Annotated in this window: 11 protein-coding genes; 8 read left to right on the plus strand and 3 right to left on the minus strand. The window is 68.3% G+C overall.

Features of this window, described 5'->3' with window-relative positions; genetic code table 11:
- Positions 1–74 precede the first annotated feature (74 nt).
- From ACP4E5_RS23285 to ACP4E5_RS23295, 3 genes are all read left to right on the plus strand, one after another.
- Complete coding sequence (locus ACP4E5_RS23285; RefSeq protein ID WP_425831681.1) at positions 75–395, plus strand: hypothetical protein; 321 nt, start codon at positions 75–77, stop codon at positions 393–395.
- A 150-nt stretch (positions 396–545) separates the two neighbouring features.
- Positions 546–1,667 carry a peptidoglycan bridge formation glycyltransferase FemX gene (gene femX / locus ACP4E5_RS23290; RefSeq protein ID WP_422408373.1) on the plus strand — a complete coding sequence of 374 codons (1,122 nt, stop codon included), beginning with the start codon at positions 546–548 and terminating at the stop codon, positions 1,665–1,667.
- Between the two features lie 58 nt (positions 1,668–1,725).
- Positions 1,726–2,757 (plus strand): alanine racemase, encoded by a 1,032-nt coding sequence (locus tag ACP4E5_RS23295; protein ID WP_385759010.1) that lies wholly within the window; start codon positions 1,726–1,728, stop codon positions 2,755–2,757.
- Between the two features lie 116 nt (positions 2,758–2,873).
- On the opposite strand, the gene ACP4E5_RS23300 is transcribed toward ACP4E5_RS23295, so the two are convergent.
- Positions 2,874–4,403 (minus strand): glycosyltransferase family 87 protein, encoded by a 1,530-nt coding sequence (locus ACP4E5_RS23300; RefSeq protein ID WP_425831684.1) that lies wholly within the window; start codon positions 4,401–4,403, stop codon positions 2,874–2,876.
- Between the two features lie 129 nt (positions 4,404–4,532).
- Complete coding sequence (locus ACP4E5_RS23305; RefSeq protein WP_425831686.1) at positions 4,533–7,259, minus strand: transglycosylase domain-containing protein; 2,727 nt, start codon at positions 7,257–7,259, stop codon at positions 4,533–4,535.
- Between the two features lie 374 nt (positions 7,260–7,633).
- On the opposite strand from ACP4E5_RS23305, the gene ACP4E5_RS23310 reads away from it, so the two are divergent.
- The 3 genes from ACP4E5_RS23310 (at position 7,634) to ACP4E5_RS23320 (ending at position 10,825) form a co-directional block, all read left to right on the plus strand.
- The gene (locus tag ACP4E5_RS23310) at positions 7,634–8,314 is read left to right on the plus strand and encodes a PadR family transcriptional regulator (RefSeq protein WP_425831688.1); all 681 of its coding nucleotides are present in this window, start codon (positions 7,634–7,636) and stop codon (positions 8,312–8,314) included.
- A 44-nt stretch (positions 8,315–8,358) separates the two neighbouring features.
- Positions 8,359–9,441 carry an inositol-3-phosphate synthase gene (locus ACP4E5_RS23315; protein ID WP_425831690.1) on the plus strand — a complete coding sequence of 361 codons (1,083 nt, stop codon included), beginning with the start codon at positions 8,359–8,361 and terminating at the stop codon, positions 9,439–9,441.
- A gap of 124 nt (positions 9,442–9,565) precedes the next feature.
- Positions 9,566–10,825: an MFS transporter gene (locus tag ACP4E5_RS23320; protein WP_425831693.1), complete on the plus strand. Its 1,260-nt coding sequence runs from the start codon at positions 9,566–9,568 to the stop codon at positions 10,823–10,825.
- Between the two features lie 71 nt (positions 10,826–10,896).
- Here ACP4E5_RS23320 and ACP4E5_RS23325 read toward each other — a convergent pair whose 3' ends face one another.
- A complete protein-coding gene (locus ACP4E5_RS23325; protein WP_425831695.1) occupies positions 10,897–12,369 on the minus strand; it encodes a CCA tRNA nucleotidyltransferase in 1,473 nt (490 codons plus the stop codon).
- A 195-nt stretch (positions 12,370–12,564) separates the two neighbouring features.
- Between ACP4E5_RS23325 and ACP4E5_RS23330 the strand changes: the two genes are divergently transcribed.
- Positions 12,565–14,916, plus strand: coding sequence for a DUF6049 family protein (locus ACP4E5_RS23330; protein WP_425831697.1), 2,352 nt, complete (start codon positions 12,565–12,567; stop codon positions 14,914–14,916).
- A 45-nt stretch (positions 14,917–14,961) separates the two neighbouring features.
- Positions 14,962–17,208 (plus strand): murein biosynthesis integral membrane protein MurJ, encoded by a 2,247-nt coding sequence (murJ, locus tag ACP4E5_RS23335; RefSeq protein WP_425831699.1) that lies wholly within the window; start codon positions 14,962–14,964, stop codon positions 17,206–17,208.
- Positions 17,209–17,327: the final 119 nt, after the last annotated feature.

Below are 17,327 nucleotides of genomic sequence, written 5' to 3' on the forward strand. Positions count from 1 at the left end.
CAGCCTCCGACCGCAATCTGTACACATCGGGTGTGTACGGCGCTACCGTGCGCCGCTTCCGCAGGAGGTGCCCCATGGCACAAGTAATGCGTCCCAACAGCACCGCTTCCTCGTCCCTTTTCGCCACGGACGGCAAGCCCCACCCGCTGCCGGACACCCTGCTCGGGGTGACCGTGGTGCTCGGAGCGATCGCGATCATCTCCTCGCTCTGGCCCGGCCTCCATCTGCTGAGCTCGTGGGCCGGAATCGTCGGCGTCCTGACCGGGGCCTACGGCCAGTTCGTCTCCGAGACGACCCGTGAACGATTCGGCCTGATCCTCGGCCTGGGGGCGTCGGCCATCGGCTTCTTCATCGGCATGGCCCACGGGGGCCTCTTCGGCGGGGTCATCGGCTGAGGCGGCCCGTCTCACGAGCCGCCGCGGGGTCGCCTTCACCGCCGACCTCCCATACGGCCGGTCGGGGCGCTCACAGGGCGCAGTAGGCTTCGGCGCGAGAGCCGGAGCCCCTGTACCCATGGGGACACACCAGCCCGAGGAGCGCCCCGAATGAGCCTGACCCTGAGGACCATCAGCCGAGAGCAGCATCTGGCGTACATCCAGAGCCTGCCGTCGGCCAGCCACATGCAGGTCCCCGCATGGGCAGACGTAAAGGCGGAGTGGCGCTCCGAGCACCTGGGCTGGTTCGACGAGCGCACCGGCGAAATGGTCGGGGCGGGCCTCGTGCTGTACCGCCAGCTCCCCAAGATCAAGCGCTATCTGGCGTACCTGCCCGAGGGCCCGGTCATCAACTGGTACGCCCCGAACCTCGAAGAGTGGCTGCGCCCGATGCTCGCGCATCTGAAGCAGCAAGGCGCCTTCTCCGTGAAGATGGGCCCGCCCGTCATCATTCGCCGCTGGGACGCGCCCTCCATCAAGAAGGGCATCCAAGACGCGGACGTGAAGCGCCTGCGCGACATCGAGGCGGACCACATCGAGCCGCGCGCCTTCGAGGTCGCCGACAAGCTCCGCCGCATGGGCTGGCAGCAGGGCGAGGACGGCGGCGCGGGCTTCGGCGACGTACAGCCGCGCTATGTCTTCCAGGTGCCGCTCGCGAACCGCTCCCTGGAAGAGGTGCACAAGCAGTTCAACCAGCTGTGGCGGCGCAACATCAAGAAGGCCGAGAAGGCCGGTGTCGAGGTCGTCCAGGGCGGCTACCAGGACCTCGCCGAGTGGCAGCGCCTGTACGAGATCACGGCCGTGCGCGACCACTTCCGGCCGCGCCCGCTGTCGTACTTCCAGCGCATGTGGACGGCCCTCAACACCGAGGACCCCAACCGGATGCGGCTCTACTTCGCGCGGCACAACGGCGTGAACCTCGCTGCGGCGACGATGCTCGTCGTGGGCGGGCACGTCTGGTACTCCTACGGCGCCTCGGACAACATCGGCCGCGAGGTGCGCCCGTCCAACGCCATGCAGTGGCGGATGCTGCGCGACGCCTACGCGCTCGGCGCAACCGTCTACGACCTGCGCGGCATCTCCGACTCGCTGGACGAGACCGATCACCTCTTCGGCCTGATCCAGTTCAAGGTCGGTACGGGCGGCCAGGCAGCCGAGTACCTGGGCGAGTGGGACTTCCCGCTCAACAAGCTGCTGCACAAGGCGCTCGACATCTACATGTCGCGGCGCTGAGCGCCCGGCACAATCTCACCTAGCTCCGTACTCTCCACGAAAGGTTCCGGGACCGGCCATGGCGCTCACGCTCTACGTCGACACCGCGCGCTGGCGGGCACACCACAAGCAGGTGCTCGAGCAGTTTCCGGGGCTCGTCCCCGTCTGCAAGGGCAACGGCTACGGGTTCGGCCACGAACGGCTGGCGGAAGAGGCGACTCGTTTCGGCACCGACGTCCTTGCCGTCGGAACCACGTACGAGGCCGCCCGGATCAAGGACTGGTTCAGCGGTGACCTGCTGGTCCTGACGCCGTTCCGGCGCGGCGAGGAGCCGGTTCCGCTGCCCGACCGCGTCATCCGCTCCGTCTCCTCCGTCGACGGCGTGCACGGCCTGGTGGGCGCCCGCGTCGTCATCGAGGTCATGTCCTCGATGAAGCGGCACGGCGTCACCGAGCAGGACCTGCCGCAGCTCGCGCACGCCATACAGGACGTGCGTCTCGAGGGCTTCGCGATCCACCTGCCGCTCGACCGCACCGACGGCACGGACGCCGTCGAGGAGGTCATCGGCTGGATGGACCGCCTGCGCGCGGCCCGGCTGCCGCTGCACACCATGTTCGTGAGTCACCTGAAGGCCGACGAACTGGCGCGCCTGCAGCAGCAGTTCCCGCAGACCCGCTTCCGCGCGCGTATCGGTACGCGTCTGTGGCTGGGTGATCACGAGGCGACCGAGTACCGCGGCGCCGTCCTGGACGTCACGCGCGTGGCGAAGGGCGACCGGTTCGGCTACCGCCAGCAGAAGGCCCCCTCCGACGGCTGGCTGGTGGTCGTGGCGGGTGGTACGTCGCACGGTGTGGGCCTGGAGGCCCCGAAGGCCGTGCACGGCGTCATGCCGCGCGCCAAGGGCGTCGCACGGGCCGGTCTGGCGACGGTGAACCGGAACCTGGCGCCGTTCGTCTGGGCGGGCAAGCAGCGCTGGTTCGCCGAGCCGCCGCACATGCAGGTGTCGATCCTGTTCGTGCCCTCCGATGCCCCGGAGCCCCAGGTGGGCGAGGAACTGGTGGCCCATCTCCGGCACACCACCACGCAGTTCGACCGGATCGTGGATCGCTGACCACTGAGCACGCCTCTACGTAGAGCGTGCCGGGTCCACGTAGGACACACGAAAGCGGGTCGGGCGCCCATGAGGTGCCCGACCCGCTTTTCGTTGCCCTCAACGAGTGGGTTCGCTCAGAGTGAACTCCCCGGCGACCGGCCCCAGTCCACCGCGGCCGGCCCTTCCGAGACATGGGCGGCATGCCGATGTCGCCTCGGACGAGCCGCCTGCCCCAGTACGAAGACATCCTTGGCGCCGTCCAGCACGCCACCCGTGGGATCGTCCTCGCCGGATCGGCGCACCACGTCCCGCTCGGGCAGCCAGATGTCCCGCACGATGACCGCACAGAGATAGAGCGTGCCCAACAGGTGCGCCGCGACGACCAGTTGATATCCGTCCTCGGGCAACCCCTGATGCTTGTCCCCGCTCGTCGTGTACGCGAGGTACAGCCAAATCCCCAGGAAGTACGCGACCTCGCACGCCTGCCAGATCAGGAAGTCCCGCCACTTGGGGCGCGCGAGCGCGGCGAGCGGGATCAGCCACAGGACGTACTGCGGCGAGTAGACCTTGTTGGTGAGGATGAAGGCCGCGACCACCAGGAACGCGAGCTGGGAGAAGCGCGGCCGACGGGGTGCGGTGAGCGTCAGCGCCGCGACGCCCAGGCAGGCCAGCACCATCAGCGTCGTGGCCAAGGTATTGACGACGTTGGTGTCGAGGGGCGTGTCCCGGTGCTGGGAGATGATCAGCCAGAAGGAGCCGAAGTCGACTCCGCGTTCCTGGCTGAACGTGTAGAACTTCGACCAGCCCTCGGGCGCCAGCATCATCACCGGCAGGTTCACGGCCAGCCACGCGACGGCGGCGCCCAGGGTCGCCCTGCCGAACTCCCGCCACCTGCCGGCCCGCCAGCACAGCACGAAGAGCGGTCCGAGCAGCAGCACCGGGTACAGCTTGGCGGCCGTCGCGAGCCCGAGCAGCACGCCGAAGGCGAAGGCCCTGCCCCGCGACCACATCAACATCGCGGCCGCCGTGAGCGCCACCGCGAAGAGGTCCCAGTTGATGGTGGCGGTCAGCGCGAAGGCGGGCGCCAGAGCGACCAGCAGGGCGTCCCAGGGCCGCCTGCGGTGGGTGCGGGTGACGCACACGGCGATCACCGCCGCGCAGATCATCAGTATCCCGGCGTTGACCATCCAGTACACCTGCTCCTGGTGCTGGATGGAGCCGCTGCCCGGCGTCAGCCACGCGGCGACCTCCATGAACAAGCCCGTGAGCACCGGGTACTCGAGGTAGTCCATGTCGCCGGAGAGCTTGTCGAAGTACGGCACGAGGCCATCGGCGAAGCCGCGTCCCTGGTAGAGGTGCGGGATGTCCGAGTAACAGGCGTGCGTGTACTGGGAGCTGGCGCCGTAGAACCAGGCGCCGTCGTAGCAAGGGAACTTCTGCACCATGCCGAGCGCGAACATGCCGAGCATGACGAGGGCGATCACCCGCGCGGGCGTCCACCGGGAGACCCCGAGCAGGGCTCGTCGCCCGATGGGCCCACCGATGAACTCAGCCCCGACGGCCGCGACCTCGTCCTCTCTGGTCGGCCGTACCTGCTCAGGAGCCGGATCCGGCTCCTGCTCCGGCTGCTGCGGATTCGCGCTCGTCGTCTCTGCACTGGGCATGCGGCACATCCTGCCGTACGAGGCTGAGAACGGGGCGAGGGCCGCCACACCCGATGGGTGTGACGGCCCTCGATCGCCGTGGAACACGCAGCGTTTCACGTGAAACACGGTGCGTTGTGGCCAGGTCGGCTACTTGTCGGGGCCTCCGAAGAGGCCGCCGCCGTTGCCGTTGCCCGGGCCTCCGGTGTCGTCGGTACTTCCGTCGCTCGGCGTCGACGACGCACCGCCGTCGGTCCCGCCTCCGGTATCCGTACCCCCGGTGTTCCCACCGTTGTTGTTCTTGCAGGCCCAGTCCCAGTTGCTGCACGTCTCCGTGGGTGACGGGGACGGCGACGAGCTCTCGCTGGTCGACGGCGTCGGCGAGGCGGTCTCCGACGGAGTCTCCGTGGCCGACGGGGTGGGCGTGGGGCTCGGGGTCGCGCCCACGACCTTTCCGATGGGCTCCGGCGTCGGGAACGGCTCGTTCGGCTGGCCCCTCAGAGCCTGCGCCATGTAGTCGTGCCAGATCTCGGCCGGGAACGACGCACCGTGGATCTTCTCCTGACCACCGGTTCCGTACATCTCCAGGAACTTGCGGTTCTTGGACTTCTCGTTGTCGTCCATCCGGTACATCGTGATCGCGGTGGACAACTGCTTGGTGTAGCCCACGAACCAGGCCGACTTGTTGCCGTCGGTGGTACCGGTCTTGCCGGCCACATCACGGCCCGGCAGCCGCGCCGCCGTACCCGTTCCCTTGTCGACGACGGTCTTGAGGACGTCGGTCACGTTGTCGGCGACCTTCGTGTCGAAGGCGCGCTTCGGCCTGGTCTCGTGCCGGAAGACGTTCTCGCCCTCGTGGTCGACGGACGTGACCGAGTACGGGTCGTTCTGCTGGCCACTGGTCGCGAACGTTCCGTAGGCGCCCGCCATACGGATCGCACTGGGGTCGGAAGTACCGAGAGAGAACGAGGGGTAGTTGGAGTCGGCGAAGCTGTTGTCCAGGATGCCGGCGCTCTTCGCGGCCGCCCGCACCTTGTTCAGACCCACATCCATGCCCAGCTGCACGTAGGCCGAGTTCACGGACTCGCGCATGGCCTCACGCAGATCGATCTGGTAGCTGGGCTTGTTGTACGACTGCTTACCGTCGTTGGTCTGGTTCCACTGCTTGCCCTTCTCGTTCGTCCAGATGTCCCCGTTCCAGTCCTTGATCTTGAGCCCGTTCTTGCCGCTGTACAGGCTCTTGGGGGAGACGATCGTGCGCTGGGACTCGTCCTGGACCTCGGGGCCCTTCGGGTCCCTGACGCCGTACTTGAAGGCGGCGGCAAGAACGAAGGGCTTAAAGGTCGAACCGACCTGGACGCCGGTGACATCGGCGTTATTGGTGAAGTGCTTGGTGGCGTCCTCACCGCCGTAGATGGCCTCGATCGCGCCGGTCTTGGGGCTGACGGAGGCACCACCGAACTGGACGTGCCGGTCCACGTACTTCCCGTTGACCTTGCGGTTCTTGTCGAGGTTCGCCTTGCGGACCTTCTTCACGGCGTCCTCGAGCTTCTTCACCTTGTTCTTGTTGAACGTGGTGTGAATCTCGTAACCGCCCTTCTGCAGGTCGTCCTCGGTGATCTTGCCGTTGCTGTTCTTGACGGCATTCGACTTGGCCAGGTCGACGAGATAGCCGGTCTGGCCGCCGAGCTGCGCGTTGGCGCGCGGGCTCTTCAGCTTGGGGAAGCTCTTGAACTGGGCTCGCCGGGCCTGGCTCAGCCGCCCGTCCTTGACCTCTTCGCCGAGGATCCACGACCAACGCCTCGTGGCGCGCTCACGGTTCTTCTGCGGCGTCGCGTTGACCGGGTCGATGCCGGGCGCGCCCGCCGGGTCGTAGTACGTCGAGCCCTTCAGGACGGACGCGAGGAACGCGGTTTGGCTCGCGTCCAGCTTCGTCGCGTCCTCGCCGAAGTAGGTGCGGGCCGCAGCCTGGATGCCGTAAGCACCGCGCCCGTAGTACGCCGAGTTCAGATAGCCGGCCATGACGTCGTCCTTGTCGACGGTCCGGCCGACCTTTATGGAGACGAACAGCTCCTTGAGCTTTCGGGTGACCGTCTGGGACTGGTCGTCCAGCATCGCGTTCTTCACGTACTGCTGGGTGATGGTCGAGCCGCCCTGCGTCTCGCCGCCCTTGGCCATGTTGAACACGGCACGGGCGATACCCATCGGGTCGACGCCCTTGTCCGTCTCGAACGTCTTGTTCTCCGCCGACATGACGGCGTAGCGCATGGACTTCGGGATGTCCTCGTACTTGATGATCTGCCGGTTGGTCTCGCCACCGGTGGCGACCATCTGTGATCCGTCGGACCAGTAGTAGACGTTGTTCTGCGCGGTCGCCGTCTTGGCCGGGTCGGGCACGCCCACCAACGCGTACGCGATACCGGCCGCGACCATCATGCTGCCGAACAGACCGACGCACATGCCGGTCACCAGGCGCCAGGACGGTACCCAACGCCGCCAGCCGTGCTTGTACGCACGCGGATAGTCGACGAACCTCTTCTTCTCCGGGCCGCCGTGCCCCGCGCCGTACGGGCCCCCGGGGCCGCCGGGGCCGCCACCACCGCGGCGACCTCCGCCGCCTCCGGCGCCACCTGACGACTTGCGCCGGCTACCGCGCTGAGCCGCTCTACGTGCTTCGGCGCGACCGCCCCACGGGCGGTCCTCCTCCGGACTCCCGTGCGGGCTCGTTGAACTCGGGGGGTCATAGGAAGCGGAGGGCGAGGCCGAACCTCCACGCGGTGCCGCGCGGCGGCCCGATGGTGCTCCGGATGCTCCGCGACGGGCCGCGGCGCGCCCACCGCCTTGCGGCTGCGGCGGCTTGCGACGGTGCTCGCTCATCGAACGACTACTCCTCGGGCAGGCGCGAGGTCGCGCGCCTGGAAACGGCGTCTGGTTTCCGGTCCCCCCGGAGTACGGATGCGCCCCTCTCGGCACTCACCCGCACTACACCGGGGACGACGACGCTCACAGGCGTCACTCGGTTCCCGGTGGTCTGCATGGCGGACAGACTACGCACCGTCAAAACCCTCCTAGGGCCGAACTTCACCCCAAATCAGGCAACTCGATTCCTACGAATCAGTGATGTGACGCCGTTCACCGTGATCGCACTTGCCGCAGCCGAAGAGCAGTTCTATCGTCGGGATGTATCGAGTCGATACATCAGCTCGACATAAAGAGTCGACACAGGGACCGCGGCAGAAGAGGAGGCGACGATGAGCCGACGCTCCGGCATCCTCGAGTTCGCCGTACTCGGCCTGCTCCGCGAGTCCCCGATGCACGGCTACGAGCTGCGCAAGCGACTCAACACTTCACTCGGAATCTTCCGCGCCTTCAGCTACGGGACGCTGTACCCCTGCCTCAAGACGCTGGTCGCCAACGGCTGGCTGATCGAGGAATCGGGCTCAGGACCCGACGACACCCCCGCGGCTCCACTCGCAGGGCGTCGCGCCAAGATCGTCTATCGGTTGACGGCGGAAGGTAAGGAGCACTTCGAGGACCTGCTCTCGCAGACCGGCCCCGATGCATATGAGGACGAGCACTTCGCCGCGCGCTTCGCCTTCTTCGGACAGACGTCGCGGGACGTGCGCATGCGCGTCCTCGAGGGCCGACGCAGCCGTCTGGAGGAGCGCCTCGAGAAGATGCGCATCTCCTTCGCCCGCACCCGCGAGCGCTTGGACGACTACACGCTCGAGCTGCAGCGGCATGGCATGGAGTCCGTGGAGCGCGAAGTGCGCTGGCTGAACGAGCTCATCGAGAGCGAGCGCGCGGGCCGCGACCAACGAGGCTCCGGCCCGGGGGACGCGGCTCAGCAGGACACATCTGGAGAGACGGGCGGCCTGCCCCGGCACCGGGACAGCACCCGGCCGGATCCGTCCGACGACACCGCCACGTGAAGCCCGGTCAGGGCTTCACCGAGTACACACAGGGAGCAACCGGAATGGGTTCGGTTCGCGTAGCCATCGTCGGCGTGGGCAACTGCGCCGCCTCGCTGGTGCAGGGCGTCGAGTTCTACAAGGACGCCGACCCGGAGACGAAGGTCCCGGGCCTGATGCACGTACAGTTCGGCGACTACCACGTCGGTGACGTCGAGTTCGTCGCCGCGTTCGACGTCGACGCGAAGAAGGTAGGCCTGGACCTCTCGGACGCCATCGGCGCCTCCGAGAACAACACCATCAAGATCGCCGACGTGCCGAACAAGGGCGTCGAGGTCCAGCGTGGCCACACGCTCGACGGCCTGGGCCGCTACTACCGCGAGACGATCGAGGAGTCCCCCGAGGCCCCGGTCGACGTCGTCCAGATCCTCAAGGACAAGCAGGTCGACGTTCTCGTCTGCTACCTGCCCGTCGGCTCCGACGACGCGGCGAAGTTCTACGCCCAGTGCGCCATCGACGCCAAGGTCGCGTTCGTCAACGCCCTCCCGGTCTTCATCGCCGGCACCAAGGAGTGGGCGGACAAGTTCACCGAGGCCGGCGTCCCGATCGTCGGTGACGACATCAAGTCGCAGGTCGGCGCGACCATCACGCACCGCGTGATGGCGAAGCTCTTCGAAGACCGCGGTGTCCGCCTTGAGCGCACGATGCAGCTCAACGTCGGCGGCAACATGGACTTCAAGAACATGCTGGAGCGCGACCGCCTCGAGTCGAAGAAGATCTCGAAGACGCAGGCCGTCACCTCGCAGATCCGCGACCGCGAGCTGGGCGAGAACAACGTCCACATCGGCCCGTCCGACTACGTCGCGTGGCTCGACGACCGCAAGTGGGCGTACGTCCGCCTTGAGGGCCGTGCCTTCGGCGAGGTCCCGCTGAACCTGGAGTACAAGCTCGAGGTCTGGGACTCCCCGAACTCCGCGGGTGTCATCATCGACGCCCTGCGCGCCGCGAAGATCGCCAAGGACCGCGGCATCGGCGGCCCGATCCTCTCCGCGTCCTCGTACTTCATGAAGTCCCCGCCGGTGCAGTACTTCGACGACGAGGCCTACGACAACGTCGAGAAGTTCATCAAGGGCGAGGTCGAGCGCTGACCTTGTCCTGAAGGACGGTCCGGGTGTTCCACGTGAAACACCCACCTCCTGAAGGCTGTTGGGGCCCCCGGCTCGCACACCTTGTGCGAGCCGGGGGCCCGCCTCATGTGTGAGGCTGTGCCCCATGTCTGTCGTCCGTGACCTGCGCGTACTTCTGCGCCTGCACGATTTTCGGCGTCTGTTGACGTTGCGGCTGCTCTCCCAGGGCGCGGACGGCGTGTATCAGGTGGCGCTCGCCACCTACGTGGTGTTCTCGCCGGAGAAGCAGACCTCGCCCGCCGCGATCGCGTCGGCCATGGCCGTGCTGCTGCTCCCGTACTCCCTTGTGGGCCCGTTCGCGGGCGTCCTCCTCGACCGCTGGCGACGCCGTCAGGTTTTCCTCTACGGCAACCTGCTGCGGGTGCTGCTCGCCTCCGTGACGGCCGCTCTCATGCTGAGCCACGCCCCGGACTGGCTCTTCTACGCGTCCGCCTTGTGCGTCACCGCGGTCAACCGCTTTGTTCTGTCCGGGCTCTCGGCCGCACTGCCTCGTGTCGTGGACGCGGAGCGCCTCGTCATGGCCAACTCCATCTCACCGACCGCGGGGACACTCGCGGCCACGCTGGGCGGAGGCCTCGCCTTCGCCGTCCGCCTGATCGCGGCCGACTCGGACGCCGCGGTGGTACTCATCGGGGCCTTGCTGTACCTGTGTGCCGCGCTCGCCTCCCTACGCATGGACGCTCAACTGCTCGGCCCTGATTCGGAGTTGATCCAGCCGCGCCTGGGGGTCGCACTGGCCGGCACCGCGCGGGATCTCGCCGCCGGCGTCCGGCACCTCGTCTCGCGTCCACCCGCAGCACGCGCACTTGCCGCGATGACGGTGATGCGGTTCTGCTACGGCGCCCTGCTCGTCATGGTGCTCATGCTGTGCCGGTACGCATGGTCATCGACGGAGTCCGAAGGGCTGGCCCTGCTCGGCCTCGCCATGGGCGTCTCGGGGGTCGGCTTCTTCGTTGCGGCGGTCATCACCCCGGCAGCCGCGCGGCGGTTCGGCGCGGCCGGGTGGATCGCCCTCTGCGCCGGCACCGCATCCGTACTGGAACTCGCCCTGGGGCTCACCTTTGAACCCGCGCCGATCGTCGTGGCCGCGTTCGTCCTGGGCCTGACCACACAGGCCGCGAAGATCGCCACCGACACGGTCGTCCAGTCCTCCATCGACGACGGATTCCGCGGCCGGATCTTCTCCGTCTACGACGTACTGGTCAACGTCTCCTTCGTCGGCGCGGCCGGAGTGGCGGCCCTGATGCTTCCGCCGGACGGCCGCTCGGTCCCCCTGGTGGTCCTGGTGGCGGTCCTCTACGCAGCGACCACTCTGACGCTGCGCGGGCGGCGGCGTTTCACGTGAAACATCGCCCTCCCCAGATACGCGTAGGGCTCTGTTTCACGTGAAACAGAGCCCTACGCGTTCCGCACGTCTCAGTCCTGAGAGCGGTCGGCCCACCATTCCTTGAGCGCCGACACTGCCGCGTCGTACTCCATCGGTCCGTTCTCGAGGCGCAGCTCCAGCAGGAACTTGTACGCCTGCCCGATCACCGGGCCCGGGCTGACGTCGAGGATCTCCATGATCTGGTTTCCATCGAGGTCGGGCCGGATCGAGTCCAGCTCCTCCTGCTCCTGAAGCCGCTCGATGCGCTCCTCAAGACCGTCGTACGCACGCGAAAGAGCGTTGGCCTTCCGCTTGTTGCGCGTCGTGCAGTCGGAACGGGTCAGCTTGTGCAGCCGGCCGAGGAGCGGCCCCGCATCCCGCACGTACCGACGTACCGCGGAATCCGTCCACTCGCCGGTGCCATAGCCGTGGAAGCGCAGGTGCAGCTCGACGAGGCGCGAGACGTCCTTCACCAGGTCATTGGGGTACTTGAGCGCGGTCATGCGCTTCTTCGTCATCTTGGCGCCGACCACCTCGTGGTGGTGGAAGGAGACGCGGCCGTCCTTCTCGAAGCGGCGGGTGCGCGGCTTCCCGATGTCGTGGAGCAGCGCGGCGAGGCGCAGCGTCAGATCGGGGCCCTCGGTCTCCAACGCCATCGCCTGCTCGAGCACGATCAGCGTGTGGTCGTAGACGTCCTTGTGCCTGTGGTGCTCGTCACGCTCCAGGCGCAGAGCGGGCAGTTCGGGCAGCACGGAATCGGCCAGACCGGTCTCAACGAGCAGCGTCAGGCCCTTGCGCGGGTGCGCGGAGAGGATCAGCTTGTTGAGCTCGTCACGTACACGCTCCGCGGAGACGATCTCGATGCGCCCCGCCATGGCCTTCATGGCGGCGACGACCTCAGGAGCGACCTCGAAGTCGAGCTGAGCGGCGAAGCGGGCGGCCCGCATCATCCGCAGCGGGTCGTCGGAGAAGGAGTCCTCCGGTGTGCCGGGCGTGCGCAGCACCCGCTCGGAGAGGTCCCTGATGCCGCCGTGCGGGTCGATGAATTCCTTCTCGGGGAGCGCCACGGCCATCGCGTTGACGGTGAAGTCCCGGCGGACGAGGTCCTCTTCGATGGAGTCGCCGTACGACACCTCGGGCTTGCGCGAGGTGCGGTCGTACGCCTCGGAGCGGTAGGTCGTGACCTCGATCTGAAAGCGATGATCAGCTTCTCCGACGCGGGCGTCCTTCTGGCAGCCGACGGTGCCGAACGCGATCCCGACCTCCCACACCGCGTCGGCCCACGGCCGAACGATCTTCAGCACGTCCTCGGGACGGGCGTCCGTGGTGAAGTCCAGGTCGTTGCCGAGCCTGCCGAGCAGTGCGTCCCGCACCGAACCACCGACCAGGGCAAGAGAGAACCCGGCCTCCTGGAATCGACGGGCGAGGTCGTCTGCGACAGGCGAGACCCGCAGCAGCTCGCTGACCGCGCGGTGCTGCACCTGGCTCAGGGTGCTGGGGTTGTCTTCATTGGCGTTCGGCACAACAGGACAGGGTACGTGGCCCGGGCGGCCCGGGCCGAACCGTTTGCCGGGCCCGCGACAGGAGTCCATCGGCGGCCCCCTACTGTTGCCCCCACGATCATGCCGGGCAGACCGTGGCACTCAGCCACAGTGCTCCTCGTTACCATGCGTGGACACATCTGCGACCACCGACGACGACGAGGGACGGACGACCACGTGGCCGAGGCGGCAGACTTCCCAACGGTGAGTCCCTCACCTGCCCGGCGACTGCTGCGGCGCACCGGGGCCCTGCTCGCGGCTGCGCCGCTCCTGGCGTCGCTGCCGCTGCTGCCTGCCGCAGCCCCGGCCGCCGCCGCCCCGGGCGCGACAGGGACCAGCACGGTCGACGTGGCCGTGAATTCCCTCTCGCCCAGCGCGCCGACGGACGGCGACACGGTGACGGTCAGCGGCACGGTGACGAACAAGGGCAAACAGACGGTCACCGGCGCCCACGCGGGCCTGCGGGTCGGCACGTCCTACAGCGGCCGCACAGCCGTCGACCAGGCCGCGAAGAACGGTACGGGCGGCGCCGCGGACGGCAGCGAGGTCTCCGGTAAGTACAGCAAGAAGTTCGCCAAGCTGGCGCCCGGCGTCGCGCAGGACTTCAAGCTGTCCGTCCCCGTCAAGGCCCTGCACCTCGGCGCCGACGGCGTCTACCAGCTCAGCGTCGCCCTGATGGGACAGACGGCCGCGCAGCCGTACCAGCAGACACTCGGCATCCAGCGGACCTTCCTGCCCTGGCAGCCGAGCGAAGCCGACACCACCACGAAGACGACGGCCCTGTGGCCGCTGATCTCCGATTCCCACCTCACCGCCGAGACGGGCGCGAACGAACAGCAGACGCCGGTCTTCGACGACAACGACCTGGCGAAGCAGATCGGCCCGGGCGGCCGCCTCCAGCAGATGCTGGCCCTCGGCAGCGATCTCGACGTGACCTGGGTGATCGACCCCGACCTGCTGGCGTCGGTCGACGCCATGACGGAGCCGTACAAGGTCAAGGGCCCCGGCGGGAAGCTCAGGTCGGGCAGGAACCAGGCGGACGCCAAGCAGTGGCTGAGCGACCTGGAGACCGCCGTGCAGGGCCAGAAGGTGGTCACGCTTCCGTTCGCCGACCCGGACCTCGCGTCGCTCGCGCACACGGGCACGAAGGTCACCGGCTCCCTCGGCCACCTCAAGGACGCCACGGACGCCGCCACGCTGACCGTGCAGACGATCCTGCACACCAAGCCGGACACGTCGTACGCGTGGCCCGCGGAAGGCGCCGTCGACCGGGACATCGTCAAGGTCGCCACGTCCGCGGGCGCCGACAAGATCATCGCGCGCAGCGACCACTTCCCGGAGACCGGCGGGCTGACGTACACGCCGTCCGCCGCCCGTCCGATCGGCGGTGGCGCCTCTGCCGTGGTCGCCGACGGCCGCCTGTCGACCGCGTTCCAGGGCGACATGACAGGCGCCGAGAACTCCACGCTCGCCGTGCAGAAGTTCCTCGCGCAGTCCCTGATGCTGAACAAGCAGACCCAGAAGCAGCGCAGCGTCGTCGTGGCCCCTCAGCGCATGCCCACCGCGAGCCAGGCCCAGACCATGGCCAAGGCGCTGCACGCGCTGCAGGACGGGACCTGGTCGCAGTCCCAGACCTTGTCGGCCGCCGCGAAGGCGAAGCCCGACCCCCGGGCCACCACGCGTGTCCCGAACGCGTACCCCGCGTCGCTGCGCAGGCAGGAGCTGCCGCAGTCGGCCTTCGAGCAGATCCAGGCGACCCAGCGCGACCTCGAGAACTTCAAGGTCGTCCTCACCGACCAGTCCCGCGTGGTGACGCCGTTCGGGCGCGCGATGGACCGGGAGATGTCGACGTCGTGGCGCACGGAGTCGGGCACTTCGGGGAACTTCCGCGACGGCGTCTCCTCTTATCTGTCGGGCCTCACCGAACAGGTGGCGCTGATCGACAAGTCCGAGGTGAAGCTCTCCGGGCGCAGCGCGACGATCCCGGTGTCGGTGCAGAACAACCTGTGGCAGGACGTCGACCACCTGACGCTGCGCCTCACGTCGGGCAACGGCACCCGCCTCAAGATCGGCGGCGACACCTTCCAGGACCAGGAAGTGAAGATCGCCAGCGGGCACAGCCAGTCCGTGAAGTTCACGACGACGGCCAAGGCGACGGGCCCGATCACGGTGCACGCCCAGCTGTACACCCAGGACGGTGCGCCCTATGGCCAACCGCTCGCCTTCAAGGTCGACGTCACCGAGGTCACCCCGACCGTGATGCTCGTCATCGCCGGCGGTGTCCTGCTGCTCGTCCTGGCCGGGTACCGGATGTACCAGCAGCGCAAGCGTGCCGCCGCCGCGCAGCCCGCCGAGGACGCCCCTGAGGGCGACTCCGTGGCCGCGGACGACGACAAGGGCGACGAGCCGGACGGCGATCCGGCCGACACCGCACGGGCAGACGTTCCGCAGCAGCCGAGTGACCCGACGGCTGACACCGCTCCCGAAAGCACGGACCCGTCGGGAACGGGTGAGAGAGTGGACCGTTGAGCGATGTCGGGGCCGCTGGGCCGGGGACGATGAGGTGGGGTAACCATGAACGCGCCGTACGACGGTGAGCGTGGCCACGGCTCGGGCGGCTCTGCCTCGGGCGATGGCCGGCCGTACGCCGGTTCACCACAGCCCGAGGGACAGGTGCCGCCGCCGCAGCCTGCTCCCGACGCGTATCCGCAGGACGCGTACCTTCAGGACGCGTACGAGCAGGATCCGTACCGGGCGCACGACCTGACCGCCCAGGACCCGGTGACCGAGGCGCTGTACGACCGCGCCGCGCACCCCCCGCCGCCTCCGGGCGCGCAGCCGGCGCAGCAGCCGTTGTACGCGCCGCCGCCCGCGCAGCAGTACCAGCCCGACCCCCGCGTGTGGGCGCAGACGCCCGCGCCGGAGCCGGCGGGCCCCACACAGCACCTGCCGTACGGCGACGACGCCCGTACGACACAGTTCGTGGGCGTCGACGACCTGGTGACGCACTCCGCGGAGGAGAGCCACGAACCGGACGCCTTCGCGCACCTGTACCGCGACCAGCAGCCCGGCCACAGCGGGGCCCGCCCGCCGGCCGAGCCCGTCGACAACCCGACCACGCAGCTCGGTCCTCCACAGCCCCCGCCACCGCCGGCCGCCACCCCGGCCCCGGCGCCCGCGGCGAAGAAGGGCGGCCGCGCCTCCAGCCTCATGAAGTCGAGCGCGGTGATGGCGGCGGGCACGCTGGTGTCCCGCCTCACCGGCTTCGTCCGCACCATGGTGATCACCGCGGCGCTGGGCGCCGGACTGCTCGGTGACACCTGGACCGTCGCGTACACGCTTCCGACGATGATCTACATCCTCACCGTCGGCGGCGGTCTGAACTCGGTGTTCGTGCCGCAGCTGGTGCGCGCGATGAAGGAGGACGAGGACGGCGGCGAGGCCTTCGCCAACCGCCTGCTCACGCTGGTCATGCTGGCGCTCGCCGCCATCACGGCGGTCGTCGTCTTCGCGGCACCCCTGCTGATCCAGCTGATGTCGAACACGGTCGCCGGCGACGCGAACGCCAACAGCGTGGGCGTCGCCTTCGCCCGTTACTGCCTGCCCACGATCTTCTTCATGGGCATCCACGTGGTGATGGGCCAGATCCTGAACGCACGCGGGAAGTTCGGCGCGATGATGTGGACCCCGGTCCTCAACAACATCGTCATGATCTTCACCTTCGGCCTGTTCATCTGGGTCTACGGGACCGCGGCCGATTCACAGATGGGCGTCACGACCATCCCGGACGAGGGCATCCGCCTCCTCGGCATCGGCACCCTGCTCGGCCTCGTCGTGCAGTCCCTCGCGATGATCCCGTACCTGCGCGAGACCGGCTTCCGGTTCCGCCTGCGCTTCGACTGGAGAGGCCACGGCCTGGGCAAGGCCGTGAAGCTCGCCAAGTGGACCGTCCTGTTCGTCCTCGCCAACCAGGCGGGCGTCCTGGTCGTCACCCAGCTCGCCACGGCGGCCGGCAAGGCATCCGGCCAGGCCGGCGCGGGCATCATGGGCTACTCGAACGCGCAGCTGATCTGGGGCATGCCGCAGGCGATCATCACCGTCTCCGTCATGGCCGCCCTGCTGCCGCGCATCTCGCGCTCCGCCCACGACGGCGACCCCGGCGCGGTCCGTGACGACATCTCCTCCGGTCTGCGCACCTCGGCCGTGGCGATCGTCCCGATCTCGTTCATGTTCGTGGCGCTCGGCGTCCCGATCTGCACCCTGCTCTTCGGGTCCAGCGGAGTCGAGTCCGCCCAGTCCATGGGCTACATCCTCATGGCGTTCGGTATCGGCCTCATTCCGTACTCCGTGCAGTACGTCGTGCTGCGCGGTTTCTACGCGTACGAAGACACACGCACGCCCTTCTACAACACGGTCATCGTCGCCGCGGTCAACGCCGCCGCAGCAGGCATCTGCTACCTGATCCTTCCCGCGCAGTGGGCCGTCGTCGGCATGGCACTCTCGTACGGCATCGCCTACGCGATCGGCGTCGGTGTGGCCTGGCGGCGGCTGCGCAATCGGCTCGGCGGCGACCTGGACGGCCCGCACGTCGTCCGTACCTACGCCCGGCTCTGCCTCGCCTCGCTGCCGGCGACGGTCGTCGGCGGCGGAATCGGGTACGCGGTCACGCAGGCGCTGGGCCACGGTGTGCTCGGCTCGATCGCGGCACTGGTCGTGGGCAGTGCGGCGCTGCTCGGAGTCTTCTACGTGGCAGCCCGCAAGATGAGGATCGAAGAACTGAATTCGCTGGTCGGCATGGTCCGCGGTCGTCTCGGCCGCTGACTCGGCCGCAAGCGCGTGCAACCATCGGCGGCCATCGCGTGTCGTGCATAGCGCCGGACTGTGGGCACAATTGGGTTTGGCGTCGGAGTGAGTGCAACGGATGGGGAGGCAGGAACGAC

The sequence above is a fragment of the Streptomyces fractus genome (assembly GCF_049844455.1).
Classification (GTDB): domain Bacteria; phylum Actinomycetota; class Actinomycetes; order Streptomycetales; family Streptomycetaceae; genus Streptomyces; species Streptomyces fractus.

Bases quoted from the DNA above. Each gene is read 5' to 3' on its own strand.
- ACP4E5_RS23285 (WP_425831681.1), top strand. From the start codon at position 75: ATGGCACAAGTAATGCGTCCCAACAGCACCGCTTCCTCGTCCCTTTTC.
- femX (WP_422408373.1), top strand. From the start codon at position 546: ATGAGCCTGACCCTGAGGACCATCAGCCGAGAGCAGCATCTGGCGTAC.
- ACP4E5_RS23295 (WP_385759010.1), top strand. From the start codon at position 1,726: ATGGCGCTCACGCTCTACGTCGACACCGCGCGCTGGCGGGCACACCAC.
- ACP4E5_RS23300 (WP_425831684.1), bottom strand. From the start codon at position 4,403: ATGCCCAGTGCAGAGACGACGAGCGCGAATCCGCAGCAGCCGGAGCAG.
- ACP4E5_RS23305 (WP_425831686.1), bottom strand. From the start codon at position 7,259: ATGAGCGAGCACCGTCGCAAGCCGCCGCAGCCGCAAGGCGGTGGGCGC.
- ACP4E5_RS23310 (WP_425831688.1), top strand. From the start codon at position 7,634: ATGAGCCGACGCTCCGGCATCCTCGAGTTCGCCGTACTCGGCCTGCTC.
- ACP4E5_RS23315 (WP_425831690.1), top strand. From the start codon at position 8,359: ATGGGTTCGGTTCGCGTAGCCATCGTCGGCGTGGGCAACTGCGCCGCC.
- ACP4E5_RS23320 (WP_425831693.1), top strand. From the start codon at position 9,566: ATGTCTGTCGTCCGTGACCTGCGCGTACTTCTGCGCCTGCACGATTTT.
- murJ (WP_425831699.1), top strand. From the start codon at position 14,962: ATGAACGCGCCGTACGACGGTGAGCGTGGCCACGGCTCGGGCGGCTCT.